The sequence below is a fragment of the Microbacterium sp. GCM10027623 genome, from assembly GCF_042666935.1.
Classification (GTDB): Bacteria; Actinomycetota; Actinomycetes; order Actinomycetales; family Microbacteriaceae; genus Microbacterium.
In genome coordinates this window covers 142,469-154,796 of the sequence record NZ_JBHTHE010000004.1, presented here as the reverse complement: position 1 = coordinate 154,796, position 12,328 = coordinate 142,469, and the positions used below count along the sequence as shown (strand labels likewise).

Below are 12,328 nucleotides of genomic sequence, written 5' to 3'. Positions count from 1 at the left end.
TTCCGCAGCCATGCGTGTCGACGTCGTCTCCATCTTCCCGTCCTACTTCGACGGGCTGACGCTCTCCCTGCTGGGCAAGGCACGGGAGACCGGCATCCTCGACCTGCACGTGCACGACCTGCGCGACTGGACGCACGACCGGCATCGCACCGTCGATGACACGCCGTACGGCGGCGGCGCCGGAATGGTCATGAAGCCGGAGCCCTGGGGTGCCGCGCTCGATCAGCTCGCCTCCTCCGAGAACGGCGCCTTGAACTCGTCGAAGGGCGCGCCGACCATCATCTTTCCCTCGCCCGCCGGTGAGGTCTTCACCCAGGCGACCGCTCGCGACCTCGCCGCACGGGAGCACCTGATCTTCGGCTGCGGACGCTACGAGGGCATCGACGAACGGGTGTTCGAGTACGCGGCATCCCTCGGCGAGGTGCGCCTGATCAGCCTCGGCGACTATGTGCTGAACGGCGGAGAGGTCGCCGTCATGGCGATGGTCGAAGCCATCGGTCGGCTGATCCCCGGCGTCGTCGGCAATCCCGAGAGCCTCGTCGAGGAATCCCACGAGGACGGACTGCTGGAGTATCCGTCGTACACGAAGCCGGCGCTCTGGCGTGATCGGGAGGTGCCTCCGATCCTGCTCAGCGGCAACCACGGCGCGATCGCCGCCTGGCGCCGCGATCAGCAGCTCGAGCGCACCCGCGCGCGACGCCCCGACCTGCTCGACTGACCCCGTCCCGCCCGCGCGCCCCCCGCGCCCGCGCGCCCGGCGCGTGAGGGGAGCCGTATGCCGGTTCTCGGACCCGTATGGCCGACATCCGACTCCTTTCGCCCGCCTGTTACCGTCGACTCATGGCTGATGACGTGCTGGCGAAGTCCTTCCTCGAGGCGGGGGAGGACTACGACCGGTTCCGACCGGGGTTCCCGGATGCCGCGGCGGATGCCATCATCGACGCACCTGTGCGGGTGGCGCTGGACCTCGGAGCGGGCACCGGCAAGTTCACCGAGCGCCTGATCGACCGGGCCTTGCAGGTGATCGCCGTCGAGCCGTCCGAGCGGATGCTCGCGGTGCTGCGGGCGAAGCTGCCGGGAGTCGAGGCGCTGACGGGCACCGCCGAGACCATCCCCGTCCCGGACGCGGGGGTCGACGTGGTGACGGTCGCGCAGGCGTTCCACTGGTTCGACCGGGAGCCGGCGTGCGCCGAGATCCGGCGCGTTCTCGTACCGGGCGGTGTCCTCGGCCTGCTCTGGAATCACTCCGACGCCTCCTGTGCCTGGGATCGCGCGTGCGCCCGGGTCGCGCATCCCGGCCTGTCCGAGGGACTCACCGCCTCCCCGGATGCCGTCGAGCTGCTGCCCGGGTTCGATGCGCCCCGGTTCGTCCAGATCCCCTGGCGGGAGCGCCTCACTCGCGCCGACTACATCGCCCGCTGGCTGACCGTCAGCTCGTTCCTGGCGGCATCCGAAGTCGAACGCGCCCGCATGGTGGCCGAGGTGGAGCAGATCCTCGACACGGACCCGGAGACGGCCGGACACGACGAGTTCGAGCTGCCGCAGCTCACCGATGTGTACGTCTACCAGGCCTCGGCCTGACCGCGGACCGGATCGCGCCAGGGCGTCCAGCGCAGTTCGGCCGAGTATCGGTTGCAGTCGAGCAGCGGAGCTCAGTCGAGCAGCGGAGCTCAGTCGACGCCGAGGAACGAGCGGTCCGTGAGCACGATCGGGCCGTCCTTCGTGACCGCCACGGTGTGCTCGGAGTGCGACCCGCGGGATCCGTCCGCGCTGCGCAGCGTCCAGCCGTCGGCATCCGTCCTGAGCTCGTCGGTGGTGGCGAGGAACCAGGGCTCCAGGGCGAACACCAGCCCTTCGCGCAGGGGGAACCCGCGACCCGCGCGGCCGTCGTTGGGCACGTGCGGGTCACCGTGCATGATGCGCCCGACGCCGTGCCCGCCGAAGTCGGTGTTGATGGAGTAGCCCTCGCGCCGTGCGACGGCGGCGATCGCCGCCGAGATGTCGCCGATCCTGTTTCCCACCACGGCGGCTTCGATCGCGGCGTCCAGTGCGCGTTCAGTGGTGTCGATCAGGCGGAGGTCCTCGTCACGCGGCGTACCGACGATGAACGAGACCGCGGAGTCCGCCACCCAGCCGTCGACCGAGACAGCGAAGTCCAGCGAGACCAGGTCGCCGTCGCGCAGCGAGTAGTCATGGGGGAGACCGTGCAGGACGGCGTCATTGATCGACGTGCAGATCACCTTCCCGAAAGGCCCGTTGCCGAAGGACGGCGCGTAGTCGATGTAGCAGGACTCCGCTCCCGCCTTGCGGATCAGGTCGTGCGCATGCCGGTCGATCGAGAGCAGGTTGGTGCCCACTTTCGCCTCGTCGCGCAGCGTCGCCAGCGTCTCGGCGACGAAGCGGCCGGCGGCGCGCATCTCGTCGATCTCGGCCGGAGTGCGCAGTTCGATCATGGGGAAGATCCTCTCGTCAGCATCCATTCTCCCCGATGCGCGCGCGGCAAGCTCACAGCGAACCACTGACGCACGGCCGGCACGTCGCCGTAAGATCGAAGCATGTGGTTGCGTCAGGCGTTCTTCCGGTGGCTCCTGCCGGCGGCGTTCGTGCTGCCGCTGTGGATCTTCGTCGGGTGGGCGATCTTCGGCCAGAGCGCCTGGGCGCTGCTGTGGGTGCTGCTCATGGCGATGCCCGCGGTGTTCCTCGGGCAGCTGGTCCTCACTCTGCTGACCCGCTCGCGGCCGTCCGTGCGCGCCGAACGGGCACTCTCATGGTGGGACGTCGCGGGGTTCGCCGTCTGGCATCTGCTGACGATCGGAGTCGGCCTCTTCCTCGACGGCGGTTTCGGCTGGTTGCTGACCGGCGCGATCATCGCCGCGATCGGCCTGTTCTGGCTGCAGTTGTGGCAGCTCTGGAACGAAGCACGGGGCACCGGAGTCCGCATCCGCGAGACGGTGAGCTGGCGCACGGCTACGCAGATGGACCGACCCGCCGCACAGGCCGACCCCGAGGTGATCGTGCTCGAGGAGCGCCAGCGGCGCGACTGAGCGCACACGTGGTTCGCGCGGCGGGCGATCCATGGCAGAATAGATGTTTGTGCCGTCATCCGGCTCTGCCTCAGGGGAGCCCGCGGACGCCCTGCGCACCGCTCGGCACACACCCCGTTCTTGTTCCTTTGAATCATGTACCCGACCTGTGGCGGGTGCAGAGAGAGACGATCATGCAGATCCTTGACGCCGTCGATGCGGCATCGCTCCGTTCCGACATCCCTGACTTCAACCCCGGTGACACCGTCAAGGTGCACGTGAACATCACCGAGGGAAGCCGTTCGCGCGTCCAGGTGTTCCAGGGCGTCGTGCTCGGTCGCCAGGGCGACGGCGTGCGCGAGACGTTCACCGTCCGCAAGATCAGCTTCCAGGTGGGCGTGGAGCGCACCTTCCCGGTGCACTCGCCTGTGCTCGAGCGCATCGAGGTCGTCACCCGCGGCGACGTGCGTCGCGCGAAGCTGTACTACCTGCGCAACCTCCGCGGCAAGAAGGCGAAGATCAAGGAGAAGCGCGGCTGACGCGCGGAATCCATCCAGAACCCCGGGACACGTCGTCCCGGGGTTCTGTCGTCTGCACCGGGATGTGCGACCCTGGTAGATGCCGTCACCGTGCGGCGGAACGAAGAAGAGAGTGCACATGACAGCCGACGCCGCCGAAGCCGCGGAGAACCCGCCACGGCGACGAGGGGTACTGGCGTTCCTGCGGGACGTGATCGTGATCATCCTCATCGCGGCGCTCGTCTCCTTCGTGGTGAAGACGTTCGTCGTCCGCTCGTTCTACATCCCCTCCGGGTCGATGGAGCGCACGCTGCTGATCAACGACCGCATCCTCGTGGACGAGCTGACCCCGCGCTGGGCGGGCTACGAGCGCGGCGACGTGGTGGTGTTCGAGGACCCGGGTGGCTGGTTGCCGCCCGCACCGCGGACGCCCGCGCAGCCCCCGCTGGTCGCCGCGACCGACTGGGTGCTCACCTTCGTGGGGCTGTCGACGTCGGATGCGCGCAATCACCTCGTCAAGCGCCTGCTCGGGCTGCCCGGCGACCACGTGGTCTGCTGCAACGCGCTCGGCCAGATCACGGTCAACGGGTCTCCGATCGACGAGCTCTCCTATCTCAACCTGCCCGAGGGCGACACGGCCGCGTCCAACACCGATTTCGACGTGACCGTACCCGCCGGTTCCATCTGGGTGATGGGCGACAACCGCGACCGCTCGCAGGATTCGCGTGCCCACCAGGAGCTGCCGGGTGGCGGCTTCGTGCCCCTGGAGGGCGTGGTCGGACGCGCATTCCTGACCACCTGGCCGCTGGACCGCTTCGGGCTGATCGACACCCACGACGACGTCTTCCGAGCGGTGCCGGAGCCGAGATGACCGTCGTCTCGCCCACCCTGCGCCTGGAGCGGATGCTGTTCAAGGAGTGCGATCTGATCATCGCGCTCGACGAGGTGGGCCGTGGCGCGCTGGCGGGACCGGTCGCGGTCGGCGCCGCGGTCATGGACGCCGCAGGTGCGCGCCGTCGCGTTCCGGAGGGTCTGCGCGACTCCAAGCTCATCACGGAGCTGCGTCGGCCTGCCATGGCGGAGCGCGCGCGGAGCTGGGTGATGGCATCCGCGGTGGGATGGGCGAGCGCCGCCGAGATCGATCAGGTCGGGATCATGCGAGCACTCGGCCTCGCCGCGTCGCGCGCCGTGCAGGGAGTCGTGGAGCTCGGCGCGTCGCTGGAGCGCGCGCTGGTGGTCCTCGACGGAAATCACGACTACGTCTCCCGGGTGCATCCGGAGCCGCTGACCGTGCGCACCGTGGTCAAGGGCGACCGCGACTGCGCGTCCGTGTCGGCGGCATCGGTGATCGCGAAGGTGGCCCGTGACGACCTGATGGTGGGCCTGCACGCGGATCACCCCGACTATCAGTGGGACCGCAACAAGGGCTATGCCAGCATCGAGCACCGCCGGGCGATCCGGGAGCGCGGCCTGTCGCCGCTGCACCGCGCGTCGTGGGCGATCGCCGACGCTCCGACTCTCTTCTAGGATGGAGTCACCATGGATGACGATTCGTTCGACGACTACGACCGCGAGCTCGAACTCGCCCTCTTCCGCGAGTACCGGGATGTGGTGGCGCAGTTCCAGTTCGTCGTCGAGACCGAGCGTCGGTTCTACCTGGCCAACGAGGTCAACGTCGTCCGTCGTGACACCGAGAACGACTTCTACTTCGAGATATCGATGAAGGACGTGTGGGTGTGGGACATCTACCGCGCCGACCGCTTCGTGAAGGCCGTGCGCGTGCTGACCTTCAAGGACGTCAACGTCGAGGAGCTGCAGCGCCGCGAGTTCGAACTGCCGGACGAGCTCTCGCTCGACGGCAAGTGAGCCCACTTCTGTCCACAGTTCGCTGATCCGCTCGGGTTGTCCCCAGCCGACGTGATCGGCCCCGTTCCGCGTCGGTGCAGACCGTCAGGCTGTCGACATGGCAGCGAAAGACGTGTTGGGCAGGGCGGGCGAAGAACGCGCCGCGCAGTATCTGAGGGCCCGGGGCTACGCCATCCTCGACCGCAACTGGCGATGCGAGCAGGGCGAGATCGACATCGTGGCGGCCGTGGATGACGTGCTGTGCATCGTCGAGGTCAAGACGCGGCGCAGCGACCGCTACGGGCATCCGTTCGAGGCCGTGGACGAGCGCAAACGACGGCGGCTGTGGCGTCTGGCCTTCGCCTGGTCGGCGGCCCATCCCGACGCCGCGCGGCGGCGCACGCTTCGGCTGGAGGTCGTGGGGCTGATCGGTTCGGACGCCGAGACCGCCCGGCTCGAGCACCTCGTGGATCTGCTGTGAGCACGGCCCGCACGTGGGCGGTCGCCCTTACCGGCGTCGACGGTCACATGGTGGAGGTCGAGGCCGATTTCTCCACTCAGACGCCCGAGTTCAAGATCATCGGGCTGCCCGACAAGGCTCTCGGCGAGGCGGTGCAACGCGTCTGGAATGCCTGCAGCAACGCTGGCATCGATGTGCCCCGGCGTCGACTGACGGTCAATCTCTCGCCGGCCAGCCTGCCCAAGCACGGCTCCGGGTTCGACCTGAGCATCGCCGTCGCCACCGCTGCGGCCGGCGGCGCGCTCCCGCCGGAGGCGATCCGCTCCACCGTGCACATCGGCGAGCTCGGCCTGGACGGCAGGCTGCGCCCGGTGCCCGGGGTTCTTCCTGCCGTGTACGCGGCTGCCCGTGCCGGCTTCGCGCGCGTCGTCATCCCGCACGCGAATGCCGCGGAGGCGGCGCTGGTACCGGGCATCGAGGTGCGCGCGGCGGCGTCGCTGAGCGAGGTCGCGGCGATGCACGGCGCCGAGGTGGAGGTGCCGGATGTCGAGCCCGTGGAGATGACCGCACCGGATACCGGAGCCTCCGATGCGCTCGACCTCGCCGACGTGGTGGGCCAGGAGGAGGCAGTGGATGCCCTGATCATCGCCGCGGCCGGAGGGCATCACATGATGTTGAGCGGTCCGCCCGGTGCAGGCAAGACGATGCTGGCCCGCCGGCTGCCCGGCATCCTGCCACTGCTGGATGACGCACAGGCGCTGGAAGTGGCGGCGATCCGCTCGCTCGCGGGGGAACCCGTCCGGACGCTAGACCCCGTCGCGCCGTTCGTCGCACCGCATCACAGCGCCTCATCCGCTGCGCTGGTCGGCGGCGGATCACGAGTGGCGCGACCGGGCGCCATCGTCAGGGCGCACCGCGGTGTGCTCTTCCTCGACGAGACCCCGGAGTTCCAGCGCACCGCGCTCGACGCGCTGCGCCAGCCTCTGGAGTCCGGCCGGATAGAGGTGCACCGGGCCGGCTTCACAGCGAGCTATCCGGCGAGGTTCCAGCTCATCCTGGCGATGAATCCGTGCCCCTGCGGGAATTACGGGGTGCGGGGAGCGGAATGCACCTGCCCACCGATGGCGATCCGGCGCTACTCGTCCCGGCTGTCCGGGCCGCTGCGCGATCGCATCGACATCGATCTGCAGGTCGCGCGGGTCGCCGCGTCGCGCGCGACCTCCGGTGAGCGTTCGACGACGACGTCGGCCGCCGCGCGCGATGCCGTCCTCGCGGCGCGCGGGGCGGCCGCGGAGCGCTGGCGACGCTCGCCCTGGCGCGTGAACGGCGAGGTGCCAGGCGAACGGCTCCGGCACGGCGGGCTGCGACTGCCCGCCGCGGCGCGTGCGCCCCTGGACCAGGCGCTGGAACGCGGCACCGTCACCCTTCGGGCCTACGACCGCGTGCTGCGCATCGCCTGGACGGTCGCCGACTTGGCAGGCCGCACGTCACCGGGCGTCGAGGAACTCGGACGGGCTCTGTTTCTCAAGAAGGGACTGCTGGCATGACTGCTGCACTGATCAGGATGCTGGACGATGCGCGACTGCGACCGGCGGCGGCGCGCCTGAGGCCGGACGCGGACCCGGACGAGGTGATCGCTCGCGTCGCGTGGTCCGTGCTCGTAGAGCCGGGTGATGGCGTGGCGGGCACACTCATCGCGGAGCACGGCGCACGTCGGGCGCTGGAGATGACCACGGCCGAGTCGGGTCTGCTGACGCCGGGCTCACTCGGGGCCACACAGTTGTCCGAAGCGCTGGCGCGGTGGCATCCTCGTGCACGACCGCAGGCCGTCCTGGATGCCCTGCAGTCCTGTGTGCAGATCGGAGGCCGCCTCCTGCTTCCGGGAGACGACCTGTGGCCGGCAGGACTGGACGACCTCGGCGTGCACGCCCCGGTAGTGCTGTGGGCGCGGGGAGACGTCAGCGCGTGCGTCGGGTCGGCGGCCGTGTCGATCGTCGGCGCCCGCGCGGCGACCGGCTACGGCGAATCCGTCGCAGCGGAACTCGCCGGCGACCTCGCCGCGAGCGGGGTGGTCGTCATCTCCGGCGGGGCGTACGGCATCGACGGCGCCGCCCACCGGGCGGCACTGGGCGCCGGCGGGACGACGATAGCCTTCCTCGCCGGGGGGATCGACCGGGCGTACCCGACCGGGCACCAGCAGCTGTTCGACCGCATCCGCGCACGCGGTGCCGTCCTCAGCGAGGTGCCGTGCGGCAGTGCGCCGACGAAGTGGCGATTCCTGCAGCGGAACCGCCTCATCGCCGCTGCGGGCCTGGCCACCGTGGTCGTCGAGGCCGGATGGCGCAGTGGATCGCTGAACACCGCCGGCCACGCGGCGGCGCTCGGACGACCGCTCGGCGCCGTGCCCGGGCCCGTCTCGTCGGCGGCGTCCGCAGGATGCCATCGCCTGCTGCGCGAATACGACGCCGTGTGCGTGACCAGCGCGCAGGAGGTCCGCGAACTGTGGTCCGGCACCCTGAACGAGCCCGCCCCGACGGATACGGTCAGCCCCGATCAGACCCGGCTCCTGGACGCCCTCAGCACGCGCACACCGCGCCACGTGTCGGAGATCGCGCGCCTCAGCGGTCTGGACGCGCTGCGCGTGCGGAGCCTGCTCGGCCTCCTGGGACTGGACGGGACGGTGGAGCAGGTGCGGGACGGCTGGCGACGCGCCTCGTGATCCCGCGACCGACCCGCTCCGGCGCGGGATCAGGGCGGTCGAGCCGACGAACGGCATCCTGGAGTCATGAGGTTCTCGGAGGCGGCGGACGCGTTCACGACGCACCTCGCGCAGGTGCGTCGGCTCTCGCCGGCGACGGTGCGCGCCTACCGCTCCGATCTCACGGACCTCGGGCGGACCGTCGGCGACGTCGACATCACCGACATCGATCTGGAAGCCCTGCGCGACTGGCTGTGGCAGGCGACGCAGCGCGGTGATGCACGCTCGACGATGGCACGACGGGCGGCCGCGGTGCGCTCCTTCTTCACCTGGGCCCACGAGACGGATCTCATCAGCGTCGACCCCAGCCTGCGGCTCGTGACGCCGCGGCGCCCGAAGACCCTGCCGGTGGTGGCGTCCGCCGACGGCATGCGCACGCTCCTGGAGCAGCAGCGCTCCGCCGCTTCCGACGGCGACCCGGTCGCGCTGCGCGATCACGCGCTGCTGGAACTGCTCTACGCGGCCGCCATCCGGGTGTCCGAACTGTGCGGCATCGACGTCGACGACCTCGACCTGCAGCGCCGCACGGTGCGCGTGCTCGGCAAGGGCTCCAAGGAGCGCGTCGTCCCGTTCGGTGGGCCCGCTGCCGACGCGCTCGGCGCCTTCCTGACCCGAGGACGCCCCGGCCTCCTTGCCCGTGCGGACAGGGCCACGCCGGCGCTGTTCCTGGGTGCCCGCGGCGGGCGGATGGGCCCCAGGGCCGTGTACAGCGTCGTCGCCCGGGTGCTCGCTCCCGTCGTGGGCACCGAGCACGTCGGGCCGCACGCCCTGCGGCACTCCGCCGCAACCCACCTCCTCGACGGCGGAGCGGACCTGCGCGCCGTGCAGGAGATCCTCGGCCACGCCAGCCTGGGCACCACCCAGATCTACACGCACGTCTCCGCCGAGCGCCTGACAGCCAGTTATCGTCTCGCCCACCCGCGGGCGTGAGCGATCAGCTCTCGCAGCAGGGGAGCAGGATCGCCCGCGGCGGGCGGCCGAACAGACCGCGCGGGTTCACGTACACGTCGTCGACCCGGACGCCGACGTGCAGCGTGCCGATGGGGGCATGGCCGCCACCGGCCACCACGCCGACGAGTGCGCCCGCGGTCACGGCGTCTCCCGGTGAGAGATCGGATGCCACCGGCTCCAGGGTCGTGACGTACCCGCCACCATGGTCGATCGTGATCAGAGGACGATCGACGACCGTGCCGCGGAACGCGATGACACCGCCGGCGGGCGCGTGCACGTCCGCACCCGGCTCTGCGGCCGCGTCCATGCCGCGATGACCGGGCCCGTAGTCGTGAGCGGGCGCCCGGAAGGGCACGATGATCACGTGGCGGCCGTCGACCGGCCATCGCCACGGATAGCCCGGCGCCACGCCATCAGGGCCTTCGGCGGAGTTCATGTCGGTGCGGACGGCACCGGCCGCCGCCACGTCGGATGGAACGCCCGAGACTGCCGAGACCAGCCCGAGCGCGATGGCGAGCAGCAGTCCTCGGACCCGGTTCCGCAGGCGCCGGCCCGCCGCGATGTCCGTACTCATCCCGTCACTGTGACAGGCGAGCCGGTGGCGCGGCCGCGCGATCACGGCATCCGTGCACAACGTGCGTCCGCGAGCGGAATGTGCAGGAGGAAGCGGCGACGGCCTGCGGTTTCGGTGCGTCGCCATCCTGTACACTGGGGGAGCACCCCGAACTCGGGGTGACTACGCGTGCCCAGAGCGACCACGGTCGCGGCATCCCACACCCACAGGTCCCGTTCGCAGAACGGGTGGGTGTGCGCCGGGCGCCAGGAATGCCGATCACTCGATCGGCGAGACAACCTCAACGACGCGAGAGCGTCAGAACCAGGAGACGACCATGGCTGTGGTCACCATCCGCCAGCTGCTCGACAGCGGCGTGCACTTCGGACACCAGACCCGTCGGTGGAACCCGAAGGTGAAGCGCTTCATCCTCACTGAGCGCAGCGGCATCCACATCATCGACCTGCAGCAGTCGCTGGGGTACATCGACTCGGCGTACGACTTCGTCAAGGAGACCGTCGCCCGTGGTGGCACGATCCTCTTCGTCGGCACCAAGAAGCAGGCTCAGGAGATCCTCGCCGAGCAGGCGACCCGCGTCGGCCAGCCCTTCGTGAACCAGCGCTGGCTCGGTGGACTCCTCACCAACTTCCAGACCATCGCAAAGCGTCTGGCTCGCATGAAGGAGCTCGAGGAGCTCGACTACGAGACCCCCTCGGTCTCCGGCTTCACCAAGAAGGAGCTGCTGCTCAAGAAGCGCGAGCTCGACAAGCTGCACAAGTCGCTCGGCGGCATCCGCAACCTCACCAAGACGCCGTCCGCCCTGTGGGTCGTCGACGCCAAGCGCGAGCACCTCGCGATCGATGAGGCCAAGAAGCTCGGCATCCCCGTGATCGGCATCCTCGACACGAATGCCGACCCGGACGACTTCCAGTACCCGATTCCCGGCAACGACGACGCGATCCGCTCCGTCTCGCTGCTGACCCGCATCATCGCCGACGCCGCGGCCGAGGGCTTGCAGCAGAAGCACAACCCCGAGTCGGGCGACGCCGAGCCGCTGGCCGAGTGGGAGAAGGAGCTCCTCGAGGGCTCTGACGCGCCTGCCGCTGACGCGCCTGCCGCTGACGCGCCTGCCGCCGAGGAGGCCCCTGCTGAGGAGGCTCCCGCAGCCGAGGAGACCGTCGAGGCTCCCGCCGCAGAAGCCGCAGAAGCATCGGCCGAGGCCGGAGAAGCCGCAGAAGCACCGGCCGAGGCCGCTGCGGACGCAGACGCCAAGTAAGCACACCGCCCACACGCACAGATACGAAGCAAGGAGCCACCACACATGGCCAACTTCACCATCGCCGACATCAAGGCGCTGCGCGAGCAGCTCGGCACGGGAATGGTCGACACCAAGAAGGCGCTCGAGGAGGCCGGCGGAGACGTCGAGAAGGCCACCGAGATCCTGCGCCTGAAGGGTGCCAAGGGCAACGCGAAGCGTGCCGACCGCTCCACCAGCGAGGGCCTCGTCGTCGCTCGTGAGACGGACGGCGCCGTGACGCTGATCGAGCTCGCCTGCGAGACCGACTTCGTCGCGAAGAACGAGCGGTTCATCACCCTCGCCGACAAGGTGGCCGACGCGGTCGCCGCCGTCGGCGCGGACTCCGTCGAGGCGGCACTGGCCGCACCGGCCGGTGACCAGACCGTCGACCAGCTCATCTCGGATGAGGCGGCGATCATCGGTGAGAAGGTCGAGCTCCGCAAGGTCCGCACCGTCAAGGGCGAAGGCCTGTCGGTCTACCTGCACCGCACCAGCAAGGACCTGCCGCCCCAGATCGGCGTCGTCGTCGCCTACACGGGAGACGACGCGGAGACTGCTCGCAGCATCGCGCAGCACATCTCGTTCGCGAACCCCTCCTACCTGACCCGCGAGGACGTCCCCGCGGCCGACGTGGAGAAGGAGCGCGAGATCGTCACCGAGATCTCTCGCAACGAGGGCAAGCCCGAGGCCGCACTGCCGAAGATCGTCGAGGGCCGCGTCACCGCGTTCTTCAAGCAGGTCGCGCTTCTCGAGCAGGACTACGCCAAGGACAACAAGCTGTCCGTGAGCCAGGTCGCGAAGGATGCCGGTATCACCGTCACCGACTTCGCCCGGTTCAAGGTCGGCGCGTAACACCCGAGAAGGGGTTCGGATCCATTCGATCCGAACCCCTTCTGCATGCCCGGCCCGGGCCGAGGCACTAT

General features: G+C 69.9%; 15 protein-coding genes. 13 read left to right on the top strand and 2 right to left on the bottom strand.

Translation table 11 applies throughout. The annotated features are described in order from the left end of the window. Window positions 1-10 precede the first annotated feature (10 nt). Together trmD and ACFQY2_RS15890 are read left to right on the top strand one after the other, a co-directional pair. On the top strand, window positions 11-718 hold the full coding sequence (gene trmD, locus ACFQY2_RS15895) for a tRNA (guanosine(37)-N1)-methyltransferase TrmD (protein WP_378746985.1): 708 nt from the start codon (window positions 11-13) through the stop codon (window positions 716-718). Between the two features lie 122 nt (window positions 719-840). Further along, on the top strand, window positions 841-1,581 hold the full coding sequence (locus ACFQY2_RS15890) for a class I SAM-dependent methyltransferase (protein ID WP_378746984.1): 741 nt from the start codon (window positions 841-843) through the stop codon (window positions 1,579-1,581). A gap of 89 nt (window positions 1,582-1,670) precedes the next feature. Here ACFQY2_RS15890 and map read toward each other — a convergent pair whose 3' ends face one another. Further along, window positions 1,671-2,453: a type I methionyl aminopeptidase gene (gene map, locus ACFQY2_RS15885; protein WP_378746983.1), complete on the bottom strand. Its 783-nt coding sequence runs from the start codon at window positions 2,451-2,453 to the stop codon at window positions 1,671-1,673. Between the two features lie 102 nt (window positions 2,454-2,555). Between map and ACFQY2_RS15880 the strand changes: the two genes are divergently transcribed. From ACFQY2_RS15880 to ACFQY2_RS15840, 9 genes are all read left to right on the top strand, one after another. Continuing rightward, window positions 2,556-3,044 carry an MFS transporter permease gene (locus ACFQY2_RS15880; RefSeq protein ID WP_378746982.1) on the top strand — a complete coding sequence of 163 codons (489 nt, stop codon included), beginning with the start codon at window positions 2,556-2,558 and terminating at the stop codon, window positions 3,042-3,044. Between the two features lie 173 nt (window positions 3,045-3,217). Next, on the top strand, window positions 3,218-3,562 hold the full coding sequence (rplS, locus tag ACFQY2_RS15875) for a 50S ribosomal protein L19 (protein WP_307366103.1): 345 nt from the start codon (window positions 3,218-3,220) through the stop codon (window positions 3,560-3,562). Window positions 3,563-3,680: 118 nt separating this feature from the next. Beyond that, window positions 3,681-4,412, top strand: coding sequence for a signal peptidase I (gene lepB, locus ACFQY2_RS15870; protein ID WP_378746981.1), 732 nt, complete (start codon window positions 3,681-3,683; stop codon window positions 4,410-4,412). Then, a complete protein-coding gene (locus ACFQY2_RS15865) occupies window positions 4,409-5,068 on the top strand; it encodes a ribonuclease HII (RefSeq protein WP_378746980.1) in 660 nt (219 codons plus the stop codon). The genes lepB and ACFQY2_RS15865 overlap by 4 nt, the downstream gene beginning before the upstream one ends. Before the next feature lie 12 nt (window positions 5,069-5,080). Further along, the gene (locus ACFQY2_RS15860) at window positions 5,081-5,407 is read left to right on the top strand and encodes a DUF2469 family protein (RefSeq protein ID WP_378746979.1); all 327 of its coding nucleotides are present in this window, start codon (window positions 5,081-5,083) and stop codon (window positions 5,405-5,407) included. Between the two features lie 97 nt (window positions 5,408-5,504). Beyond that, window positions 5,505-5,867, top strand: coding sequence for a YraN family protein (locus ACFQY2_RS15855; RefSeq protein ID WP_378746978.1), 363 nt, complete (start codon window positions 5,505-5,507; stop codon window positions 5,865-5,867). After that, on the top strand, window positions 5,864-7,393 hold the full coding sequence (locus ACFQY2_RS15850; protein ID WP_378746977.1) for a YifB family Mg chelatase-like AAA ATPase: 1,530 nt from the start codon (window positions 5,864-5,866) through the stop codon (window positions 7,391-7,393). The genes ACFQY2_RS15855 and ACFQY2_RS15850 overlap by 4 nt, the downstream gene beginning before the upstream one ends. Then, a complete protein-coding gene (dprA, locus tag ACFQY2_RS15845; protein ID WP_378746976.1) occupies window positions 7,390-8,565 on the top strand; it encodes a DNA-processing protein DprA in 1,176 nt (391 codons plus the stop codon). Before ACFQY2_RS15850 ends, dprA begins: the two co-directional genes overlap by 4 nt. Before the next feature lie 66 nt (window positions 8,566-8,631). Further along, window positions 8,632-9,534, top strand: coding sequence for a tyrosine recombinase XerC (locus ACFQY2_RS15840; RefSeq protein WP_378746975.1), 903 nt, complete (start codon window positions 8,632-8,634; stop codon window positions 9,532-9,534). Window positions 9,535-9,538: 4 nt separating this feature from the next. On the opposite strand, the gene ACFQY2_RS15835 is transcribed toward ACFQY2_RS15840, so the two are convergent. Next, entirely contained in the window at window positions 9,539-10,129 is a 591-nt protein-coding gene (locus tag ACFQY2_RS15835; RefSeq protein WP_378746974.1) for a murein hydrolase activator EnvC family protein, read from the bottom strand. Window positions 10,130-10,445: 316 nt separating this feature from the next. Here ACFQY2_RS15835 and rpsB point away from each other — a divergent pair, with 316 nt between their 5' ends. Then, window positions 10,446-11,384, top strand: coding sequence for a 30S ribosomal protein S2 (gene rpsB, locus ACFQY2_RS15830; RefSeq protein ID WP_378746973.1), 939 nt, complete (start codon window positions 10,446-10,448; stop codon window positions 11,382-11,384). 45 nt (window positions 11,385-11,429) lie between these two features. Beyond that, the gene (gene tsf / locus ACFQY2_RS15825) at window positions 11,430-12,257 is read left to right on the top strand and encodes a translation elongation factor Ts (RefSeq protein ID WP_378746972.1); all 828 of its coding nucleotides are present in this window, start codon (window positions 11,430-11,432) and stop codon (window positions 12,255-12,257) included. Window positions 12,258-12,328: the final 71 nt, after the last annotated feature.